The sequence below is a fragment of the Shouchella shacheensis genome, assembly GCF_001484965.1.
GTDB classification, from domain to species: domain Bacteria; phylum Bacillota; class Bacilli; order Bacillales; family Bacillaceae_D; genus Shouchella; species Shouchella shacheensis.
This window is the reverse complement of sequence record NZ_LLYY01000009.1, coordinates 38610-61112: the sequence shown is the minus strand read 5'-3', so window position 1 is coordinate 61112 and position 22503 is coordinate 38610. Positions and strand designations below refer to the sequence as shown.

At 44.9% G+C, this 22503-nt stretch carries 21 protein-coding genes; 19 read left to right on the top strand and 2 right to left on the bottom strand.

Going from position 1 to position 22503, the window contains the following annotated elements:
• Nucleotides 1–6 precede the first annotated feature (6 nt).
• On the bottom strand, nucleotides 7–228 hold the full coding sequence (locus AVZ68_RS11215; RefSeq protein ID WP_059104649.1) for a DUF1128 domain-containing protein: 222 nt from the start codon (nucleotides 226–228) through the stop codon (nucleotides 7–9).
• Nucleotides 229–563: 335 nt separating this feature from the next.
• On the opposite strand from AVZ68_RS11215, the gene smc reads away from it, so the two are divergent.
• From smc to uxaC, 14 genes are all read left to right on the top strand, one after another.
• The gene (smc, locus tag AVZ68_RS11210) at nucleotides 564–4160 is read left to right on the top strand and encodes a chromosome segregation protein SMC (protein WP_059104648.1); all 3597 of its coding nucleotides are present in this window, start codon (nucleotides 564–566) and stop codon (nucleotides 4158–4160) included.
• Nucleotides 4147–5142, top strand: coding sequence for a signal recognition particle-docking protein FtsY (ftsY, locus tag AVZ68_RS11205; protein ID WP_059104647.1), 996 nt, complete (start codon nucleotides 4147–4149; stop codon nucleotides 5140–5142). Before smc ends, ftsY begins: the two co-directional genes overlap by 14 nt.
• A gap of 116 nt (nucleotides 5143–5258) precedes the next feature.
• Nucleotides 5259–5588 carry a putative DNA-binding protein gene (locus tag AVZ68_RS11200; RefSeq protein ID WP_059104646.1) on the top strand — a complete coding sequence of 110 codons (330 nt, stop codon included), beginning with the start codon at nucleotides 5259–5261 and terminating at the stop codon, nucleotides 5586–5588.
• An 11-nt stretch (nucleotides 5589–5599) separates the two neighbouring features.
• Nucleotides 5600–6955, top strand: coding sequence for a signal recognition particle protein (gene ffh / locus AVZ68_RS11195; RefSeq protein WP_059104645.1), 1356 nt, complete (start codon nucleotides 5600–5602; stop codon nucleotides 6953–6955).
• Between the two features lie 93 nt (nucleotides 6956–7048).
• Entirely contained in the window at nucleotides 7049–7321 is a 273-nt protein-coding gene (gene rpsP, locus AVZ68_RS11190; protein WP_059104644.1) for a 30S ribosomal protein S16, read from the top strand.
• A gap of 21 nt (nucleotides 7322–7342) precedes the next feature.
• On the top strand, nucleotides 7343–7573 hold the full coding sequence (locus AVZ68_RS11185; RefSeq protein ID WP_059104643.1) for a KH domain-containing protein: 231 nt from the start codon (nucleotides 7343–7345) through the stop codon (nucleotides 7571–7573).
• Nucleotides 7574–7637: 64 nt separating this feature from the next.
• Nucleotides 7638–8060: a YlqD family protein gene (locus AVZ68_RS11180; protein WP_059104642.1), complete on the top strand. Its 423-nt coding sequence runs from the start codon at nucleotides 7638–7640 to the stop codon at nucleotides 8058–8060.
• On the top strand, nucleotides 8044–8562 hold the full coding sequence (gene rimM / locus AVZ68_RS11175) for a ribosome maturation factor RimM (protein ID WP_059104641.1): 519 nt from the start codon (nucleotides 8044–8046) through the stop codon (nucleotides 8560–8562). Before AVZ68_RS11180 ends, rimM begins: the two co-directional genes overlap by 17 nt.
• Nucleotides 8559–9299 (top strand): tRNA (guanosine(37)-N1)-methyltransferase TrmD, encoded by a 741-nt coding sequence (gene trmD, locus AVZ68_RS11170; RefSeq protein WP_059104640.1) that lies wholly within the window; start codon nucleotides 8559–8561, stop codon nucleotides 9297–9299. Before rimM ends, trmD begins: the two co-directional genes overlap by 4 nt.
• A gap of 139 nt (nucleotides 9300–9438) precedes the next feature.
• The gene (locus AVZ68_RS11165) at nucleotides 9439–11289 is read left to right on the top strand and encodes an arginine--tRNA ligase (protein WP_059104639.1); all 1851 of its coding nucleotides are present in this window, start codon (nucleotides 9439–9441) and stop codon (nucleotides 11287–11289) included.
• Between the two features lie 131 nt (nucleotides 11290–11420).
• Nucleotides 11421–11768 (top strand): 50S ribosomal protein L19, encoded by a 348-nt coding sequence (gene rplS, locus AVZ68_RS11160; protein WP_059104638.1) that lies wholly within the window; start codon nucleotides 11421–11423, stop codon nucleotides 11766–11768.
• Between the two features lie 108 nt (nucleotides 11769–11876).
• A complete protein-coding gene (gene lepB / locus AVZ68_RS11155; protein ID WP_245628113.1) occupies nucleotides 11877–12434 on the top strand; it encodes a signal peptidase I in 558 nt (185 codons plus the stop codon).
• Nucleotides 12435–12444: 10 nt separating this feature from the next.
• Nucleotides 12445–13308, top strand: coding sequence for a ribosome biogenesis GTPase YlqF (gene ylqF, locus AVZ68_RS11150; protein WP_082676525.1), 864 nt, complete (start codon nucleotides 12445–12447; stop codon nucleotides 13306–13308).
• A gap of 302 nt (nucleotides 13309–13610) precedes the next feature.
• Nucleotides 13611–15008, top strand: coding sequence for a glucuronate isomerase (uxaC, locus tag AVZ68_RS11145; protein ID WP_059104637.1), 1398 nt, complete (start codon nucleotides 13611–13613; stop codon nucleotides 15006–15008).
• Nucleotides 15009–15125: 117 nt separating this feature from the next.
• On the opposite strand, the gene AVZ68_RS11140 is transcribed toward uxaC, so the two are convergent.
• Nucleotides 15126–16304 (bottom strand): ROK family transcriptional regulator, encoded by a 1179-nt coding sequence (locus AVZ68_RS11140; RefSeq protein ID WP_059104636.1) that lies wholly within the window; start codon nucleotides 16302–16304, stop codon nucleotides 15126–15128.
• Nucleotides 16305–16876: 572 nt separating this feature from the next.
• Here AVZ68_RS11140 and AVZ68_RS11135 point away from each other — a divergent pair.
• The 5 genes from AVZ68_RS11135 (at nucleotide 16877) to AVZ68_RS11115 (ending at nucleotide 22503) form a co-directional block, all read left to right on the top strand.
• Nucleotides 16877–17893 carry a TRAP transporter substrate-binding protein gene (locus AVZ68_RS11135; RefSeq protein ID WP_059104635.1) on the top strand — a complete coding sequence of 339 codons (1017 nt, stop codon included), beginning with the start codon at nucleotides 16877–16879 and terminating at the stop codon, nucleotides 17891–17893.
• A 65-nt stretch (nucleotides 17894–17958) separates the two neighbouring features.
• Entirely contained in the window at nucleotides 17959–18456 is a 498-nt protein-coding gene (locus AVZ68_RS11130) for a TRAP transporter small permease (RefSeq protein WP_059104634.1), read from the top strand.
• A gap of 4 nt (nucleotides 18457–18460) precedes the next feature.
• On the top strand, nucleotides 18461–19741 hold the full coding sequence (locus tag AVZ68_RS11125; protein ID WP_059104633.1) for a TRAP transporter large permease: 1281 nt from the start codon (nucleotides 18461–18463) through the stop codon (nucleotides 19739–19741).
• A 589-nt stretch (nucleotides 19742–20330) separates the two neighbouring features.
• Nucleotides 20331–21281 carry an ABC transporter substrate-binding protein gene (locus AVZ68_RS11120; protein ID WP_059104632.1) on the top strand — a complete coding sequence of 317 codons (951 nt, stop codon included), beginning with the start codon at nucleotides 20331–20333 and terminating at the stop codon, nucleotides 21279–21281.
• 181 nt (nucleotides 21282–21462) lie between these two features.
• On the top strand, nucleotides 21463–22503 hold the full coding sequence (locus AVZ68_RS11115; RefSeq protein WP_059104631.1) for a FecCD family ABC transporter permease: 1041 nt from the start codon (nucleotides 21463–21465) through the stop codon (nucleotides 22501–22503).

Below are 22503 nucleotides of genomic sequence, written 5' to 3'. Positions count from 1 at the left end.
GTCCTTCTACGCTTTCCGCAAGTTGCCAAGCTCTTGCACAATTTCGTCCATTTCTCCTATGGAAAATGACGGCTGTCGCATCACGTGCGTATGTAAGGCTTTGAAATCATCATGTTTCGATGAGTCCATATCTTTCGTCGTCAGCACGCTTGTATTAACAATATTAAGCTTTTTTTTCATTTCATCAAGCATTCGATCCAGTTCTTCTTTTGATAATGAATCACTCATCCCCGACCCCTCCTTTTTCTAAGAAACATAGTCATACTTTATCATGAAATGGGCGAGACACCAACTGAATTGATGAAATACATCAGAGGCTGAGGAAGAAAAGGATCAAAGGAAGGTTTTGGACGGCCGCCTAGCTTTTTAGTGGAATCCAGCTCCGGCGGGTAGAAGCTCGAGATTTTTCAGTCCTGACAACGAAATCAAAGGTTGGTTTTCTTTTGTCAGGCCTTCCAAAGTGCGTGCTTTTGATCAACCCGCCTGCGCTTTTTAATCTACCTATTAGGTTTTGGCTTATGGTAAAATAATAGGGTTAGCGAAGGAAAGTGAGGAGATGTGCGATGTTCCTCAAGCGACTTGAAGTCAAAGGATTTAAGTCTTTTGCAGAACCAATACATATCGATTTTGTCCAGGGGGTCACGGCGGTTGTCGGGCCAAATGGAAGTGGAAAAAGCAATATCTCAGACAGCGTTCGCTGGGTGCTCGGGGAGCAAAGCGCACGTTCTTTGCGTGGGGCAAAGATGGAGGACATTATTTTTGCCGGGAGTGATTCGAGACGGGCTGTAAACGTTGCCGAGGTGACGCTCGTTCTCGACAATGAAGATGAGCATCTAGCTGTTGAATATAGTGAAGTAAACGTGACTCGCCGCGTCTATCGTTCGGGTGAGAGTGAGTACTTGATCAATCGCCAGCCTTGCCGATTAAAAGATATTGTTGATTTATTTCTTGACTCGGGCCTTGGACGTGAAGCCTATTCGATTATCGGACAAGGGAAAATTGAAGAGATTTTAAGCAGCAAAGCCGAGGACCGCAGGGTCATTTTTGAAGAGGCGGCGGGCGTTCTCAAATACAAGACACGTAAAATCAAGGCAGAAAAGCGTCTGGCCCAAACCGAGGAGAACTTGCAGCGGGTGGCCGATGTTTTAAACGAGCTTAACGAACAAGTCGAGCCCCTGAAGGAGCAGGCCTCGATTGCCAAGGAGTTTCTCGAAAAGCAGGACCAAGAAAAAAGGCTTGATATTCAAGTGATTACAAGCGAAATTCAAGACTTGCACGGCCGTTGGTCTGTAGAATCGGAAAAGCTTCGTAGTTTAAAAAGCCGGCTTGAAACTCGTTCCAAGACACTTGAGGAGGCAGAAACAACACTACGTGAGTACCGAGAGCGCTCTTCCAAGCTGCAAGTGGACGTCACAACTGCCCAGAATGAGCGTCTTCGTATTAGCGAAGAGCTGGAGAAAAATGAAGGCAAGCGTGGAATTTTAGCGGAACGTCAAAAAAACGCTCAGCACACCGAAAACCAGCTCTCACGCACCATTCAAGAAAAAGAAGCACGGGAGAAAGAGTTACGGTCGAGCTATGAGCGTGAGAATGACGTCTTTCAAACACATCAAAAAGAATTGCAAGCGGTCAAGAAATCGCTAGAGGCCGTAGAGGCCGCTCTGTTTTCAACCAAAGAAAATCTTGCAAATGAGCTGGATGATGCCAAAAGTGATTATATTGAAGCGTTGAACGAACAAGCCTCAATTCGCAATGAGCGTCGCTATTTGGAAGAACAAAAAATGCAGCGCGAGAGAAGCACACGCCGGGCTGAGAATGAGGGCAAAGCACTGCTAGAGAAGCAGCAGTACCTTAATGAACGCTTACGGGAAGCAAAGCAGCAAGTTCAAGTCAATAAAGATGTTTATGAAAAAACTGTACAGACGTTACAGGAGACGACGCGACAGGAAGAAGCAACAAGGGATCGCTACTATAAGCAAGAGGCTAAGCTTTATGAAGCGTACGGCTTGCTGCAAAAAATAACGGCACGCGAAGATGTACTTGCCGAGATGGAAGCGGAGTTTTCCGGTTTCTTTCAAGGCGTAAAAGAGATTTTGAAAGAACGCGATACGTCCAAGAATGGAATTATTGGGGCGGTTGCAGAGCTTATGAAAGTACCAAAAGACTACGAAACCGCGATCGAAGTTGCTCTCGGGGCCGCCGCTCAACATGTTGTAGTGGAGGAGGAACATGCGGCACGCGAGGCCATTCAGTTTTTAAAGCAGCGACGGCTTGGGCGTGCCACGTTTTTGCCACTCTCCACAATTAAGCCACGCCATCTCCCAGATGCTGGGGAGCAAAGTCTGCAAAATGAAGAGGGTTTTATAGGTGTGGCCGCAGAGCTTATCGAAACAGATTCACGCTATCAAGCGATTGCCCAGAACCTGCTCGGTACGACGGTTGTTGCAAAGCATTTACAAGCAGCGAACCATTTAGCGAGAAAGCTGCATCATCGCTACCGTGTGGTAACGCTTGACGGGGACCTTGTGAACCCAGGGGGGGCGATGACAGGTGGAAGCGTGAAGCAGAAGCAGTCATCCCTCCTTAGTCGTAAGCGCGAGCGTGAAGAAGTCCAGCAAAAGAAAGTGAAGATGGAGGCTTCGGTTCAAAAACTTGAGAAAGCCGTCCAGCAAGGAAAAGCGCAGCTTCAAGAGCTAGCGCAGCAGTTGGAAAGAGCACGTGAAGAACAAAGCAGCAAACGTGGGCAGTTGGAGGCCACGCAAAGCGCGTTCACACAGGTCGAGGCAGAGGCTTCGGCTACGAGCCAAGAGGCTAAACGCTACGGGAGGCAGGAGGCGGAGTATGCCGAGGAAAGAACGACGCTTGAAGCTCGTCTGGAAGCGTTGACCACAGAGGAAAAAAATGCGAATGAGCGCACGGCGGAGCTGGAGGAAGCGATTGAGCAGCTCAATGAGCAGCTTGAAATTGAGCAGCAATCCAAAGAAACGTTGCGAAAAGAGCAAACCGAACTTAAGGTGAAGCAAGCAGAGGTGGCTCAACAGGCGGAGCACGCCCAGTGGCAGGTCCAGCAAAGAGCAGAAGCGTTGGAGGCAACGAGTCGGGAACTCATGAATGCCAAAGAGGAATATGCGCTCCTGCATACTGCCGGTGGTGAGCGCACAGCCTCCCGCGAATCGTTAATGGAGAAAATTGAGGAAGGACGGACTCTAAAGGAATCCATAACGCAGGAACTCACACAATTGGAGGAGGCCCAGATTGAACTCGATCGGGATTATGAGCAGCTAGAGGAGAAGACAAAGGCTGAGCAAGGGGAGTATAGCTACTTGCTTGATGAAAGCCAGCGTCTGGAAGTACGGGTAAACCGCCTTGACGTTGACCTCGAAAACCGTCTTTCGCGGTTGCGCGAAGAGTATGAGCTTTCGTATGAAGCCGCAAGCGAACAGTATCCTCTTGAAGAGGAGCTTGATGCCACCCGGACGAAGCTAAAGCTCATCAAGCTCTCCATTGAAGAGCTTGGTACCGTCAACCTGGGCGCGATTGACGAATACGAACGTGTTCGTGAACGCCACGAATTTTTAAACAATCAACGGGAAGACTTGCAGGAAGCAAGGGAGACGCTGTATCAAGTGATTGACGAAATGGATACAGAAATGACCAAGCGCTTTAGCGAAACGTTTGTCCAGGTGAGGTACCACTTCCAACATGTGTTCACGGCTCTTTTTGGTGGAGGAGAGGCCGACCTTGTGCTTACAAATGAAAAAGACTCGTTGAACACAGGAATTGACATCATCGCCAGGCCACCAGGAAAGAAACGCCAGCTGTTGGGACTCTTATCGGGCGGAGAACGCGCGTTAACGGCGATTGCACTTCTTTTTGCCATTTTGCACGTTCGTCCTGTGCCTTTCTGTGTGCTCGATGAAGTGGAGGCCGCTCTTGATGAAGCCAATGTGAGTCGCTTCGCCCAGTACTTGAAAGACTTTTCAGAGCGGACTCAGTTCATCGTTATTACCCATAGAAAAGGGACGATGGAGAAAGCGGATGTCTTGTACGGCGTCACCATGGAGGAATCGGGCGTTTCAAGACTCGTATCGGTCCGATTAGAAGAAACAAAGGATTTAATGGAACAAAAAATAGGGAGGAAAACGAATGAGCTTCTTTAAAAAGTTAAAAAACAAAATGACAGAACAAACCACGGAAGTCACGGACAAATTTAAAACCGGGCTTGAGAAAACTCGCTCATCCTTTGCAGGAAAAATGAATGATCTCGTCTATCGCTACCGGAAAGTGGATGAAGATTTTTTCGAAGAACTTGAAGAGGTACTGATTGGCGCTGACGTTGGGGTCACCACCGTTATGACACTGATTGATGAGCTCAAAGACGAAGTGCGCCAACGCAATATCAAAGATACGAAGGATATTCAGCCGGTGATTTCCGAAAAGCTCGCCGAACTGCTTGAGAAGGATGGGGAAGACACGGCTTTAAACCTGCAAGCGGACGGGCTTACCGTTATCCTCGTTGTCGGCGTAAATGGGGTTGGGAAAACAACGTCCATCGGCAAGCTTTCCCACTACTTGAAGGAGCAGGGGAAGAGTGTGATTCTGGCTGCCGGCGATACGTTTCGTGCTGGAGCGATTGAGCAGCTTGATGTGTGGGGCGAACGTGTAGACGTCCCGGTGATCAAGCAACAGGCCGGCTCCGACCCGGCTGCAGTGATGTACGACGCTATTGCCGCCGCTCGCTCCCGCAAAGCCGACGTCCTGATTTGTGATACAGCCGGGCGACTGCAAAACAAAGTGAATTTGATGAATGAGCTGGCAAAGGTGAAGCGAGTCATTGAAAAAGAAATACCGGGGGCCCCACATGAGGTGTTGCTTGTGCTCGATGCCACCACCGGGCAAAACGCAATGTCCCAAGCAAAAACGTTCGGCCAGGCGACCGATGTCAGTGGCCTCGTGTTAACGAAGCTCGATGGAACCGCCAAGGGTGGAATTGTGATGGCCATTCGTCAAGAGCTCGACTTGCCGGTTAAGTTCATTGGTCTTGGTGAGCAAAAAAATGACCTTCAGCCTTTTGATGCAGAGCAGTTTGTGTATGGATTATTTAAGGATATGATTGAAGAGGAGGATGAGAAAGCAGAGTAGGGGATGTTCTTGCAGCCATTCATCTCTCTATGTTAAGAAAAAAACTTGACACCCAATCCCGCTTAGGGTAATATGGGTATTCGTAAAGGGAATTCACTTAACAAGGGGCAAAGGACATGCTTGATAAGACGCTTCGCATGAACTATTTGTTTGATTTTTATCACGCCTTGTTAACAGAAAAGCAGCGTAATTATATGTCGCTTTATTACCTGGACGATTTTTCCTTAGGTGAGATTGCTGAGGAATTCGAGGTGAGCCGCCAGGCAGTTTATGATAATATTCGCCGCACGGAAACGATGTTGGAAGGATACGAGCAGAAGCTGAAACTGCTTGCAAAGTTTGAAGAGCGCCGCATACTCTTAAAGGAGTTGCGTCACGCACTTGAGAGTGGTTCGGATCAAAGGAAGTGCCGCGTGCTTGTTGAACGCGTAGAGAAGCTTGAGTAGGAGGCGATCAAATGGCATTTGAAGGACTCGCCGCACGCCTGCAAGATACGTTAACGAAGATCCGAGGAAAAGGGAAAGTGAGCGAGCAGGACGTCAAAGAAATGATGCGTGAAGTCCGGCTGGCCCTCCTTGAAGCAGACGTTAACTTTAAAGTCGTCAAGCAGTTTATTGCAAGTGTGAGAGAAAAAGCACTTGGTCAAGAAGTGATGAAGAGTTTAACCCCTGGTCAGCAAGTTATCAAGGTCGTCAACGAAGAGCTCACTGAATTAATGGGAGGCGAGCAAAGCAAGATTGCCGTTGCGAGCAAGTCGCCTACTGTTGTCATGATGGTTGGCCTGCAAGGGGCTGGGAAGACAACGACGACGGCAAAGGTTGCCAACCATTTGCGGAAAAAGCATAACCGCTCGCCTTTGCTTGTGGCCGCTGACGTCTACCGCCCAGCTGCGATCAATCAGCTTGAAACACTGGGTAAACAGCTGAACATGCCGGTTTTTTCCCTTGGCGATCAAGTGAGCCCCGTGGAGATTGCCAAACAGGCGATAGCGAAAGCAAAAGAAGAACATCAAGACTACGTCATCATCGATACGGCCGGACGTCTTCATGTGGACGAGGAATTGATGGAAGAGCTTGGACAAATTAAGACCGAGGTCAATCCGGATGAAATTTTGCTCGTCGTTGACGCGATGACCGGTCAAGATGCCGTAAACGTAGCGGAGAGTTTTAACGGACAGCTTGATGTGACGGGAGCCGTACTAACTAAGCTTGACGGTGACACCCGCGGTGGCGCGGCGATTTCAATCAAAGCCGTTACCGACACGCCGATTAAGTTTGCCGGTATGGGTGAAAAGATTGATGCTCTGGAGCCGTTCCATCCAGAGCGAATGGCCTCACGCATTCTGGGCATGGGCGATGTGATGTCGCTGATTGAAAAAGCACAGACGAATGTCGATGAAGAAAAGGCCCGTGAGCTTGAGAAAAAAATGCGAACTATGGATTTTACCTTCGATGACTTTCTTGAGCAGCTGGACCAAGTGAAAAGCATGGGTCCGCTTGAAGATTTGTTTGACATGATGCCTGGAATGAAAAAGAAAGGCATGAAGGACTTAAAAGTCGATGACAAGCAGCTTGTCCGGGTGGAAGCGATTGTGAAATCGATGACGCCAAAGGAAAAGCGGGAGCCGAGCGTATTGAACGGAAGTCGCCGCAGGCGCATTGCCAAAGGAAGCGGGACAACCATTCAAGACGTCAATCGTTTGCTGAAGCAGTTTGAAGATATGAAGAAAATGATGAAGCAAATGACAGGCATGCAAGCTGGAAAAGGCAAGAAACGAGGCAAAGGCCTCGGTGGCTTTAAAATGCCATTTTAGGTTGGAATCTCTTCTCCATTTTCACTTGAGCAATGGACGAATTGATGATATGATAAAAAATTGTGTGTAATTATTTTTGGAGGTGTACAGCAAATGGCTGTTAAAATTCGTTTAAAACGTATGGGTTCTAAAAAAGCCCCATTTTACCGTGTAGTTGTTGCAGATTCTCGTTCCCCGCGTGATGGTCGGTTCATTGAAGAGATCGGAACGTACAACCCGATCGCAAAACCGGCGCAAGTGAGTCTTCAAGAAGACAAAGCGCTTGAGTGGATGCTAAAAGGCGCGAAGCCTTCCGACACAGTTCGCAACTTGTTCTCAGATGCGGGCCTGATGGAAAAGCTTCACAACGAGAAAACAAGCAAATAATCACCCCCTAAGGAGGAGGCCATGAAAGCTTTAGTTGAACATCTAGCCAGATCGATTGTTGATCATCCGGATTCGGTTCACGTTGACGAAGCTCTTGAGGACAAGACGCAAGTGTTGCGCCTCTCGGTTCATCCTGAAGACATGGGCAAAGTGATTGGAAAGCAAGGCCGAACGGCAAAAGCCATCCGCGCCGTTGTTTATGCTGCAACAGGCAAAGAGAATCAGCGAGTGCGGCTTGACATTGTCGAGTGAGACATAAAAGGGCGGGGGAGACCTCTCCCTTTTTTTGCGTCTTCTTAAACGGGGAGGTGAAGCGATGAAGTTTATTCGAACAGTTAAAGTGAAGCATGTGCTGACTGAGAAGAAAAAACAAGAGATTATTTCGGACTTTGAGGAAGAAGTGACCCAGCTTAACCGTGAACTCGAGCAGCTTGAATTTCAGTTGCATAAGGCGACAAAGGATTTACAGGCAAGAGAACAGCAGAATGTGAGGGCGCGCTATAAGGCCGAAATGAGGAAGCGAAAAGACAAGCTCGAAACCGTTTCATTTCGCGTTCAGCAGCTGCAAAAGCTAGAAACTGGTTCAGAGCTTGATGCAGGCACCGCTGATATGATCCTAGACATAGACATTGGCGACCCGTGGCCGGATGACACTGACTCTGTCGAGGTGATCGTAAAAGACGGCCGTGTTCAAGAATTTAAAGAAAGTAGGACAAGTGACGATGACAACTTGGTTTAACGTCGGAAAGCTCGTAAATACGCATGGCGTACGCGGAGAGGTCCGGGTTCTTTCTACCACGGATTTCGCTGAGGAGCGTTACGCGGCCGGCTCGACGCTGAAAATTGCCCCTGATGCTAGAAGCGACGGCGTTCAGGTGGTCGTGCGTTCTCACCGGATCCATAAGAACTTTGATTTGCTGACATTTGAAGGCATGAATAACATCAACGACGTCGAGGGCTACAAAGGACAGTTTCTCTTTGTCTCAAAGAAGGACCTGAGTGAGCTTGAAGAACATGAATTCTACCACCACGAAATCGTTGGCTGTACCGTAGTAAGTGATGAAGGAGAAGAGCTCGGCAAAGTCAAAGAAATCTTTGAGACTGGCGCCAATGATGTGTGGGTCGTTCAGAGAAAGGGGAAAAAGGATCTGCTGCTGCCTTATATTGAAGAGGCCATTAAAGAGGTAGATGTGGAAGAGCGAGTCATTCAGGTTCACGTGATGGAAGGGCTTGACGAATGAGGATTGACGTTATGACGCTTTTTCCAGAGATGTTTGCAGGTGTGTTTGGGTCATCGATCTTAAAGCAGGCCCAGGAGAGAGGAGCCGTTGCCTTTCGAACCGTTGATTTTCGCGCCTACACGACGAACAAACATAAGAAGGTCGATGACTATCCGTACGGAGGTGGCGCGGGAATGGTCCTTAGCCCGCAACCGATTTTTGATGCTGTGGATGCCTTAACAAAAGGAAACGAAGCGAAGCCTCGAATTGTCATGCTCTGTCCGCAAGGTGAACGCTTCACGCAGGCAAAAGCGGAAGAGCTAGCCTCAGAAGAGCATTTAATGCTTCTTTGCGGGCATTATGAAGGCTTTGATGAGCGTGTGCGGGAACATCTCGTCACGGATGAAATCTCTCTTGGAGACTATGTCCTAACCGGAGGAGAGCTCGGAGCCATGGTGATTGCCGATAGCGTGACGCGGCTGCTTCCAGGTGTTCTTGGTAATGATGAATCTGCGGTGACAGATTCTCATTCCACAGGTCTGCTCGAACACCCTCACTACACCCGTCCAGCTGATTTTCGCGGGATGAAGGTCCCGGAGATGCTGCTTTCCGGCCATCATGCCCATATTGAAGCGTGGCGAAAAAAAGAAGCGCTGCGCAGAACGTACGAGAGACGACCGGACATGCTTGAGAGCTATGAATGGAGTGATGAAGAGAAGAAGTTGTTGGAAGAAATTAAAAGAGATCCTAGCGAGTAGAGCCTTTTTTGGGTCTCTCCTTTGTCATGCCTTTGGACAGGTCTGTTGTACCCTCATTCCTGTCACAGAAACGCATCGCACAGATTACACGCAAGTGGTATACTTGTGCAAAAGATTGAAGGTAAGGTGAGCAGGGATCATGATGCAAGAGCAGCTAGAGGCCATCGTTCAACCATTTGTGGACGAACTTACAAAAACAAAAGGCGCAGAGCATCCCGTTGTGTTTGAGCAGCCGCAGCAGCTTGCGCACGGCGACTTTGCAACAAGCATTGCCTTAAAACTCGCTCGCATCCTTAAGAAAAACCCATTTGAAATTGCAACAGAACTAAAGGAAGCCGTTGAGACGCAAAACGCTCCGCTGATTTCAACGATCGAGGCTGTTAAACCTGGGTTTTTAAATGTATTTGTGGACTGGGACGAGGTGATGGAAGCGGACGGGGAAGATTTGGGTTTCGAAGACGAAAAGCAAGAAAAGGTCTTGATTGAACATACCTCGATCAACCCGAACAAATCCGCGCATATTGGGCACTTGCGGAACGCCTGCATTGGCGATACGCTCGCGCGTCTGCTTAAAGCAACAGGGAAACATGTGGAAGTACATAATTATATAGATGACCTTGGCAATCAACTAGCAGATACGCTCGTCGGGCTGTTTCATACAGAGGCCAAGGAGAGTGAGGCGAAGCGTTTTGGTGATTATTGTTGGGATGTGTACGCACAGCTTAATGAACAATACGATCAGAAGACGGTTGCCACGGACAAGCGTGACGAGATTCTTCACAAGCTGGAGGAAGGAAACAACAGCACGTCTTGGCTTGGCTATGCGGTTGCGGACAAGATTGCGACAGAGCACGTCGAAGAGCTTGGGCAGTTTGGCATTTCCTATGATTTGCTCGTTTGGGAACGGAACATTCTTAATGAAGGTTTTTGGAAGATGGCGGTTGAGAGACTTCAAGAAACGGAGGCTTTCTTAAAAAAAGAAGACGGACCGCAGGCAGGTTGCTGGGTCATGCGTACGAACGATGCCAAAGCGAACCATACGGAAGAAGAGCACCAGGCCGATAAAGTGCTCGTGCGTTCAAATGGCGTCCTGACGTATACCGCAAAAGACATTGCCTACCATATGTGGAAGTTCGGGTTACTGGACGCGGATTTCTCCTATGCCTATAAGGCGGATGGAGTTTGGACAACCGTTGCTGAAGGAGTATCCCAACCGTTTGGACGAGGCGACCAAGTCATTAACGTGATCGATTATCGCCAGGAGTATCCGCAGCAAGTCGTTAAACAAGCTCTACATGCGGCTGGATATGAAGAATCAGCCGAACGTCTCCATCATGTCTCGTATGGCGTGGTCTCCTTGAGCAAGTCAACCGCGCAAATGCTCGGCCTGGAAACGGAGGAAGGCAAGAACGTCTACGCAATGTCTGGGCGAAAAGGCATCGGCATTAAAATCAAGGAATTGATGGCTCATATGGAGCAAGCCGTACGAAAGCAAAGCCCCGATGCGGAAGAAGAGACGGTGAAAACACTTGCACTGGCAGCGATCCGTTACAATATGCTGCGGTACAATACGACGTCTGATATAACGTTTGACCTTGAAGAAGCAACGCAAGTAACAGGAAACACAGGGATTTATTTAGAGTACACGTTTGCGCGTGCGAACAGCATCTTGAAAAAAGCGGAAGAGGCCGGTATTCATTCGACAGAGGCTCGTTTTGCCGGGGCGGAAGAAGTTGAACGGGCGCTTCTGAAGCATCTGGCTGGCTGGAATCAAACCCTCAGCAAAGCTGTTCAGGACTTGGAACCAAATCTTCTCTGTACATTTGCGTACGAACTGGCCAGCGCCTATAACCGTTTCTATGCCAAATGCCCCGTGCTGAAGGCGAGTGACGAAGAGAAAAAACGAAGACTTGCCCTAACGGAACTCGTTATCGACAAGCTTGGCGAGGTTTTGACCATCCTTGGGTTGCCTTTGCAAAAAAAGATCTAAACAATTCTTGTAACTGGGCTTTTCCTATGCTATGATAACGGTTGTGGCTAACTTCATGTTGGCAGGATTACGATGTTCCGCTGCTAGCTTTTGTGGCAAGAATGTCTGTGCGGAAGGAGGGGAATTATACGATGAGCAATATTATCCGTGAAATCACTAATGAGCAATTGCGTACGGACCACCCGGATTTCCGTCCTGGTGATACACTCACGATCCACGTAAAGGTTGTTGAGGGTACACGTGAGCGTATCCAGATCTTCGAAGGCGTTGTAATCAAGCGTCGTGGAACTGGAATTAGCGAAACGTTTATCGCGCGAAAAATCTCATACGGCGTAGGCGTTGAACGTACATTCCCATTACATTCACCGAAGATCGATAAGATTGAAGTGAAGCGTTACGGTAAAGTACGTCGTGCTAAGCTTTACTATCTTCGTAATCTTCGTGGAAAAGCAGCACGTATCAAAGAAATTCGTCGTTAAAGCTGAACTAGACAAAAAGAAGCGCGGAAACCCCGCGCTTCTTTTTTCATACATCGTAGCGTAGACTGTGGTAAAATAGTGCTAGAATTTCACGAGGAGGCTGCAGGCTTGGAAAAAGTAAGAACCACCTCATGGGAATGGTTGAAAGCCATTATGATCGCTCTTACGCTGGCTTTTATCGTTCGTATGTTTCTGTTTGCTCCTATTGTTGTAGACGGTCATTCCATGCAGCCGACGCTTGAACCGGATGACAAAATGATTGTGAATCAAATCGAGTACTCCATTAGTGAGCCGGAGCGCTTTGACATTGTCGTATTCCATGCCCCAGGGGGGAAAGACTACATTAAGCGCATTATCGGCTTGCCCGGTGAAAAAATTGAATATGTGGATGATACACTTCACGTAAACGATGAGCCGATAGAAGAGCCATTTTTGGACGATTTAAAGAAAGGCTTGTACGGGCAAGTGCTGACGGGGGATTTTTCCTTACAGGAACTAACGGGGAATGAAACAGTTCCCGAAGATCATTACTTTATGATGGGCGATAACCGTCGTCTGAGCAAAGATAGTCGGGACATTGGGGCGATCGCCAAGGAAGAAATTATCGGAAGAGCCAATGTGGTGGTTTGGCCGTTTGATAACATACAAATTGTAAACAATGAGTAGGTGAATCGGTGTGAAAACCATACAGTGGTACCCTGGGCATATGGCCAAAGCGCGCAGGGAAATTAAAGAAAAACTAAAAATGATTGATGTTGTCATTGAGCTTCTAGACGCGCGTGTGCCTCAATCCTCGCGCAACCCTATTATTGACGAATTAACAGGAGAGAAGCCGCGCCTTGTCTTGCTTAATAAGGCCGATCTTGCAGATGCGTCGCAGACAGAAAAATGGGCGCGCTATTTTCGAGGGCGTGGCGCAGAAGTGCTTGCAATTAATTCGCAAACAGGAAAAGGCGTTAAAGAGATTGCCAAAGCGGCAAGAACCCTTGCCGCGCCGTTGTTTGAGAAGTGGAAAGCAAAGGGCATGAAGCCACGAGCCATCCGCGCCGTTATTTTAGGGATACCGAACGTCGGCAAGTCGACGCTCATTAATCGTCTGGTAAACAAGCGACAAGCAAAAGTTGGCGACCGACCAGGCGTGACGAAGCAGCAGCAGTGGATCAAGGTCGGAAGCGAGCTGGAGCTCCTGGATACGCCTGGAATTCTCTGGCCAAAGTTTGATGACCGGCGAACAGGGTTTCGCCTTGCTGCCACAGGCGCGATCAAGGACGAGCTTCTTGATTTTGGCGATGTCGCTGCCTTTGTGCTGACCTTCTTTAGCGAGCATTATCCATTGAAGCTAGAAGAACGGTACAAATTAACGAGTGTTGATGTTGAAGATCTTGGTAGCACCTTTGATGAAATCGGCAAAAACCGTGGCGCTTTGCTCAAAGGCGGGATTGTCGATTACGATAAAGTCGCCGAGCTGATTTTGCGAGAACTACGGGCAGGAACGCTTGGAGCTGTAACACTTGAAAGGGTGGAGGAGATAGAGGAGTAAACAAAATTGATCGAGGGAGGCTGATTGAAGCGTTTATTCAGCCCCCTTTACGTCATTTTGGTGCACAGAGGAAAAGAGATGCGTGGTTTATGCCTTTGGGGTTCTTTCTGTGAAATGACTGATGAGTGCTTGAAAAAGGAATGCGTTACCTATAGAATAGAAGATAGTTCACTAATAGTTTGTTTATCAAACAAAATAATAAATAAAAGATCAAGGAGATGACTGTTTATAAGGCTTATTGGCAAAAGATAAACAAACTGCTGAATTTATGATTTGACAATATTGGGGAGGGTGAAGAAACAATGAAAACATTTATAACAGAAGATTTTCTGCTATATAATGAAACAGCAAAAGAGCTTTATTATAACTTCGCAAAAGATTTACCAATTATAGACTACCATAATCATTTAAATGATGCAGAGATCCTTGAGGATAAAAATTATTCGAATTTATCCGAGATTTGGCTTGCAGGAGATCATTATAAATGGAGAGCAATGCGTGCGAATGGTGTCGAGGAAGCATATATTACAGGGGAAAAAGACGATTATGAAAAATTTTTAGCGTGGGCGAAAACGGTTCCAAACACATTCGGCAATCCTTTGTACCATTGGACACATTTGGAGCTGCTAAGGTATTTCAATATTGATACGGTTTTAGATGAAGCATCAGCACCAGCAATTTGGAAAGAAACAAAGCAAAAATTAGCGACACCTGCACTATCCGTAAGATCACTATTGAAAAAGGAAAACGTTGAGTTTCTAGGCACAACTGATGATCCAACAGACGACTTAGAGAACCATCAAAAGATGATGGATGAAAATTATGAATGCAAAATTTCTCCATCTTTTCGACCGGATAATGGGTTAGCTATTGAAAAGGATGAGTTTATTTCTTGGGTGGAAAAGCTAGCTAGAGTAGGAGATAGCTCAATTGAAAAATACGATGATTTTTTAGATGCGTTAGCAAAACGAGTTGATTTTTTTGACGAGATGGGGTGTCGAAGTTCAGACCATGGCATTAATGTAATGTTCTACGAAGAGGCTACTCATGACGAGACGGCAGCTATATTCGAAAAACGATTTAAGGGTGAGAAATTAACAGAAGTAGAAATTGAGCAGTTCAAGACATATACATTGCTGACATTGGGCGAACTGTATGCCGGCAAAGGGTGGGCAATGCAACTTCATATTGGACCGTTGCGTAATAACAACACTAGAATGTTCAATAAAGTTGGACCCGACAGTGGTTTTGACTCTATTGGTGACAGAATGGTTGCTGATAAACTTGCCAAATTTCTCGATGCCTTAGAAGTGAAAGAGAAACTTCCAAAAACAATCTTGTACAGCCTGAATGCGAAAGATTTTAATGTTCTTGCAGCGATGGCAGGTAATTTTCAAAATGCAGAAGTGCCAGGGAAAATTCAATTCGGCACAGCATGGTGGTACAATGATACCATTGATGGTATGGAAGATCAAATGAAAACGCTAGCTAATATTGGGCTAATAAGCAATTTCATTGGGATGCTAACCGATTCAAGAAGCTTCTTGTCTTTTTCTAGGCATGAATATTTCAGAAGGATTTTGTGTAATCTGCTAGGATCTTGGGTAGAAGAAGGGAAAGTCCCAAATAGCAGAGCATTACTTGAAAAGTATGTAAGAGGGATCTGTTATGAAAATGCAAAACGTTACTTTTGTATTTAAGTAATTCCAAATAATATTCTTACCTCGAGCTTTGTCCAAATGCATCCCATAGGCTGGAAAACGGCTGGAACGAAAACAGAACTCCCCGATTTTATAAATATAGGGGAGTTTTGTTTTTTAGTTTACCAATTGATACTTCGGTTTGTCTAAAATTAGTTGCGGGATATCCAAAAATCTTTGAATGGCTAATGCACAGGCCCCCATAACACAAGCTTTGTTTCCAAGTTCGGATAAAACGATTTCTCGATATTGACTTACCGAAGAGACTAAGTTGCGTTTAATTTTTTCTATTGCAGTAGGGTATATTTGCAATAATTCGCTGTTTAACACTAAAGTCTCAGGGTTGTATAAGTTAATGATGTTATTAACTCCTATTGATATATCTTTGATGAAACGCTCCATCTGGTCGTTTGTGATTGATTCTTTCTCCATCAACAATAAACGAACGTCGTTAAACGTTAAACTTGGATTATTTAGTGCGGTTGACAATTGTCCAGTTAGACTGGTTTCGGAAGCATAACGTTCCCAACAACCAAAATTCCCACATTGACAAGGAGTTCCATCTGGATAAATGATCATATGGCCCATTTCGCCAGCATAGCCGTGATACCCTTTCTGAATCTCACCATCGATGATGGTTCCTGCGCCAATGCCTGAGGCTAAAATAACGGTAAGTAAATGATCACAGTTATGATGTTTAAATACTTTTTCCGCATAAGCAGATAGATTCGCGTTGTTTTCAATGGAGATTGGTATGTTTAATTGCTTCTCAAGATCAGCTCTTAAGTTTTTATGGTGCCATTGGAATTTGGGAATAAAACGAACCTCTTCACTTTTATTAACAGTACCGTGGACGCCTATCACCACACTTACTAAACCATAACGGCTATTTGAGCATTTTGTAATACAATTATTTACCTGGTTGATTAGAATCTGAACAATCTCCTCGTAGTTATCGGTTTCGAGTGGAATTTCACAGCTGTACACAGGACTGCCTAATAAATCAGAGACAGCGAATTGAATTTCTTTTTGATCAAGGTCAATTCCTAATACATGACCTGCTTCTTGGTTAATGGAAAGCATGATCGGTCGCCTTCCTACAACATGGTGTTCCTGCTGTGTCTCATAAATTAATTCTTCTTCTAATAACTGGGCGACTTGAACAGAAATCGTTGCTTTGTTCAATCCAGTTATTTTCGATAAGTCAGCTCTTGATACCATACCATTTTCATTTATTTCTCTCAGAATTAAACTTCTATTTAATTTTTTAATATAAGCACCGTCACCTGTAACCATGTAGCTCCTCCTTAGTGGTGGGTTAGTAATTTGTTAGTTAAACAAACTAAGAATAAAGTGAAATGTCCAAGTCAAATGTGTTACTTGGACAAATTAGTTTAGGATTAATAAGATTCGTACCCAATAAGTTATCAGTTGATCACGAACTCCCCTTAAGTTCTTAGTTAAGTGTTATCTGTACCGTTACATTATATCAAAAAAAGCAGCAAGTAAAATAAAATATTCTTAGCGACTTGTCATCGACGATCAAACTTCCGTAATCGTTCGAACAACCACTTTCTTCTCGGACATCTATTACTATTATCCCCTGTGGCAATTTTTAAGATCTTCACAGGGGATTTTTCTATTTGAGAAAGAAAGGTGTTCAAAAAGTTTGGGAAAGTTGTATCTCATTATTTTAGTCCTTTTACCATACGTATCACCAACCATGATATTGGTGTTAAGCTGTTTTTTTCATTAATACAACCATCTTATTTGAGAAACGCACTTGCAAAAAAGAACGCTTACATATATAATAGTCAATAACTTAGTAGTTTGTTTGGTGAACAAAATAATTAAAGGGGGACATTTTTATGAATAAAAAAGCAGTAACTATATCTTCGGTAATGTTTTTACCGGCAATGATTCTGGCAGCATGTGGAGATGAAGAAGTTACAGAATTGAACGGCAATGAAACAGGAGAAGACGTTGAAACTGTTACTTTAACATTAGCTGAAAACCACCCGGAAGACTATCCAACTACTATCGGTAACTTAGAGTTTGCTCGTTTAGTAGAGGAAAAAACAGATGGCCGTTATGAAATTGATGTGTTTGCCGGTGGTCAATTGGGTGAAGAGTCAGAGGTACTTGAGCAAGTACAATTAGGTACAATTGAGTTGGCAAGAGTGAATGCGATCCCACTAACTCAATTCTCTGATGACATCGGTGTCCTTTCAATGCCTTATTTATTTGAAGATGAAGACGAAAAATGGGAAAAGTTAACCGGGGAAGTAGGGCAAGAACTTTTAGGTACGTTAGATGGATCTAATTTAGTAGGGTTAACATTTTATGATTCTGGTGAGAGAAGTTTTTACAATACAGAGCGTCCGCTTGAGACACCCGAAGATATGGAGGGCCTTCAAATTCGAGTGCAATCGTCTGATTTAGCCATTGATATTGTGGAAGCGTTAGGTGCATCTGCTACTCCAATGGAATACGGAGAAGTATATTCTGCCATGCAAACAGGAGTAATTGACGGGGCGGAAAACAATTTCCCGAGTTATTACACCTCTAATCATTATGAAGTAGCAAATTATTTTACGGTTAATGGATATCAAGGCACACCAGAAGTACTGTTGGCATCTCAAAGTCTATGGGATGAACTAAGCGATGAGGATAAGCAGGCATTTCAAGAAGCTGCATTAGAGTCTGTAGAAGTTCAGCGTGAAGCGTGGGCTGAGTTGACTGAAGAGGCTAGGGCAGCTGTGGAGGAAAATGGAAACGAACTTATTGAAGTCGATGATATCACCCCATGGAGAGAAGCCGTGCAACCCGTTTATGACAATTATGGCGAGCAATATGCTGATTGGATTGAGGCGCTAACAGAATAATTTCCAATAGTAGGGAAGTGGGTGATTCGCTTTACTTCCCTACTTATTTTAAGGGGGGATTTAGTATGAGAACTTTAAAAATGACTAAAAAGGTGCTTGATCGGTTATTCTTGGTTATTTCCTTGGCTTTACTTACAGTAATGGTTGTTGTAATTATTTATCAGGTTTTTTCTCGTCAAATTTTAGGCACAACACCTTCTTGGACTGAAGAGTTATCTCGTTTACTATTTGTATGGGTGAGCTTTTTGGGAATAGCTTATGGTTTCAAAGAAAAACTTCACATTGGTGTGGGGCTTTTCGTTAATATGTTTCCTGAGAGGGTTCAGGATGTATTTGATTATGTAGCAAAAGTTTTGGTTATAGGTTTTGGAGTTATTATGATGTATTTTGGGTGGCAATTTACTGTATTGACAAGCGGCTCAACAATGCCGGGGTTGGGTCTTCCTTCTAGTTTGTTATATGGGATTATCCCAGTAACTGGATTTTTCGTACTACTGAATGGGATAGAATTATTTTTCAAAAAGGGGATGCATCAGAAGTATGATGATGTAATCGAGGAGTGATATAATGGGTGTTTTTATTTTAATAGGAAGTTTCTTGCTTCTGCTTATTTTTAGAGTTCCGATTGCCCTCTCATTAATATTGTCATCCTTACTCACAGGAGTGTATTTAGACATAGATCTGGCAGCCCTTATTCAACGAATGGTTGGCGGATTAAATTCATTTTCATTATTAGCTATTCCTTTTTTCGTCCTAGCGGGAGAAATAATGAATGAAGGGGGCATTTCTCGCCGATTAATCAACCTTTCTAATGTTATCATTGGCAAAGTCAGGGGCGGCCTCGCAATGGTGAATGTATTAGCGAGTGCTTTTTTTGGGGGGATTTCTGGTTCAGCAATTGCAGATACCTCCTCTGTAGGTTCTGTTATGATTCCAATGATGAAAAAACAGGGGTATGATTCTAATTACTCTGTAGCTGTTACAGTTTCCAGTTCGGCACAAGGGGTGCTGATTCCGCCAAGCCATAATATGATTATCTACTCCACAGCTGCTGGTGGTGTGTCGGTTGGTGCATTATTTATGGGAGGGCTTGTTCCTGGGCTATTGCTTGGGCTATTTTTGATGGTTCTAACGTACGTTCTTGCTGTTAAGCGAAATTACCCCAAAGGGGAGTATGTAAAAAAAGAAGACATACCCAGAATCGTCTGGGAAGGTTTGTTAGGACTTCTTACAGCTGTTATCATTCTAGGCGGTATCCTTAGTGGATTTTTTACAGTTACTGAATCCGCTGCTATCGGGACATTGTATGCATTTATTATTACGTTCTTTGTGTACAGAGATATCACCATTTCAAGTATGGGCATCATTTTACAGAGAACGTTTAAAACACTATCTATGGTTTTATTTTTAATTGGTGCTTCTTCAGCATTTGGCTGGCTGTTGGCACGTTTAAGGGTGCCAGCTATGGTATCAGATGCTTTAATAAGCATTTCCCCTAATGATGCTATAACTATCCTGTTGATCGTTATTATTTTGTTGCTTCTAGGAATGATTATGGATATGGCCCCACTTATTTTAATTGCAACACCAATTCTGTTACCTGTTGCGACAAGTGTAGGAGTGGATCCAGTTCATTTTGGTGTTATGCTAATTCTTTGTTTGGGTATTGGGTTAATAAGTCCACCAGTTGGAACAGTGCTTTTTGTTGGGTCAGCAATTGGCAGAATCTCGATTGAGAAAACAACCAAAGGTTTGTTACCTTTTTATGCTGTGATGATTACAATGTTACTATTGGTGGCTTTTATACCAGGCTTTGTAATGTTTTTACCGGAACTTTTAGGACTATAGTGATAACTACACCCATCATCTCTCGGTGCACTGGGTGTTTTTTGTATTACCCCTAAGGCTTTCACATAATATGGATGGCCATATGAGCGGTCATGGTGGTTTCTACCCCCTTTTTCCAATGCAACCAGCCAAGACGATTCCTTCGAATCAATTGACAGTATCACCCGGATCAAAACAATCGATGTGATGGAAGCAACTACAGTTGTGACCTCGTAATGACCTAGCGCAAAGGCAAGGGCAGATAAAACAATAGCCACCCAAACCGTTACGGAAGTTGGACGACTTTGCTTCCGTTGAAACCCTTCCAGATGCCCTAACAAGCAGCGTCATTTGGTTCAATTATGTAACTTCCCCTTATCCTTCCTTAAGCAGCTACCTTCCTATTCGTACTTCCATTCAATAGATTGATTCGAAGAGCGGGAGTAAAAAAAGAATCCATCGCGTTTACTGATTCCGTTTCTATGGTCTCCCGCGCTATTATAGCTGTTCAAGCATTGTACTGCTGTGTAATAAAAGTAGTTGACTTTGATAATCACTGTCAATTAAACTGTTGAAGAATCAACATCTCAAATGTGTAGGGGGAAGAAGTATGTCATCCACAAAGACATATGTTGTCGGATTATCTGTATGCATGAGCCTGCTAACTGCTTGTGCGCAAGGTGAAGCGGGTTCGAATGAAACAAATCAAGATAGCACGAAAACAATGACAGACGGTGTTGGGAATGAAGTCACCATTCCAGAAGAGCCAGAACGGATTGTGGCACCTTATTTAGAAGACCCTCTCGTAACAATCGGTGAGGAACCGGTTCGACAATGGGCAGTGCAGAATGGGAGCAGTCACCAACAATACTTAGAGGAATTTCTCGGGGATACTGAGTTTATAGATTATGAGCTTCCGCTTGAAGCGTTAATGGAGGCAGAACCAGACTTAGTCATCGTACCTGATGTAAGTTCATTGGGGAGCGGGGAATATGAACAGTACAGTCAAATTGCACCGACCTATGTACTTGGAACAGAAGCGAGTGAAGACTGGCGGACGGCTTTAACGGAAATCGGTACAATTTTAGATCGAGAAGACGCAGCTGAAGAAGCGCTTAACGAATATGATTCTTATGTAGAAGAAGTAAAAGAACAGTTAGGGGAGCATGTCGGGTCAGATAAAGTTGCAGCTATTTGGGTGACAAACGGTTCGTACTATATTGTTGCACCAGACGTTGCAAGCGGAGCGGTACTCTTTGAAGATCTGGGGCTTCATCCAGCAAATGCGATTGCAAATTTACCGGATGAGGTAGAAGCTCATTGGAATGAACTATCTTTAGAAGCATTAGCAGAGCTTGATGCTGACTACCTTTTTCTAATAAGCAGTGATGAAGGAAGCGCCGATGATTTGACCACAGAAAGCGTTTGGTCAAACATCCCTGCAGTAGAAAAAGATCAAGTCATCGAAATCTCGGAAGACAGCAGTTGGTTGTATAACGGCTATCAAGCAAATCGTCAAACGATCGAAGAAGTGTATACGGAATTAATTGAAAAAGAGTAGTTATTTTTTTGTTACGGGTGAGAATGGTTCCTACTAACAATTTCTAGCGAATGACACTACAAGATCAATGATTTTGATACATTTTACCCTTGTGACCCAATCTCGATTGTAGAACAAATCGATTTATTTGTTGAAATGGTTGTCGAAATGGAAGGCAATCACTAGAAAGAGGAATGACCTCATGAATAAATCCACCAGTTCAACACTTTCAAAATCACAACTGAGCACGAAACCAGTTGCCGTTTTTATCATTACCTTGTTCGGTATGCTCATGTTGGCAGCGTCAGTCGTTGTCTCTATCTCTCTAGGGGCAGCGTCGATTACGCCCTATACGGTTTGGCAAGCCGTTTTCGCCTTTGATGCTTCGTTAACCGAACATCAAATCATTCAAGAAATCCGGATTCCACGAGTCATGGGCGCGGTTATTGTTGGAAGTGTACTTGCTGTGTCTGGAGCACTCATGCAAGGAATGACTAGAAATGCCTTGGCGGAACCCTCCATTATTGGAATTACTGATGGGGCGGCATTAGCGATTGCCATCATGTTTGCCTTCTTTACTAGTGTTCCATATATCGGTCTGCTTGGTGCTTCGTTTGTCGGGGCAGGAGTGGGAACGGCTCTCGTATTCCTGGTCGGGACTCTTGCAAAAGGTGAGCTTACACCTGCGAAATTGGCATTGGCTGGAGTTACCATCGGAGCTTTTCTAAGCGCGATTTCTTCTGCAATTGCCATTTATTTTGACGTAGCACAAGATCTTAGCTTTTGGTTTGCTGGTGGGTTAGCAAGTATGAACTGGCAAAGTGTGCAGCTTTTGCTTCCAGCAGCGCTACTTGGCCTCTTTATGGCCATGGGGCTTGCCCGTTCAATCACAATTCTTAGTTTAGGTCATGATGTCGCACGTGGCCTTGGACAAAAAACAGCACTCGTTCGTACTTTCGGAATGATTGCTGTAATGCTAATGACTGGGGCCGCTGTTGCTGTTGCTGGAATCATTGGTTTTATAGGACTAGTAATTCCTCACATTACGCGTTCACTTGTAGGTATTGACTATCGCTATGTGATTCCTTGCTCCGCTATCTTAGGTAGTTTGTTACTGGTAATTGCGGATATCGTTGCGAGGATGATCAATGCTCCTTACGAAACCCCTGTCGGAGCGATAACGGCTCTTATTGGTGTGCCGTTCTTCCTTTATCTAGCAAGGCGTGAAGGGAGGGGAGTGTAG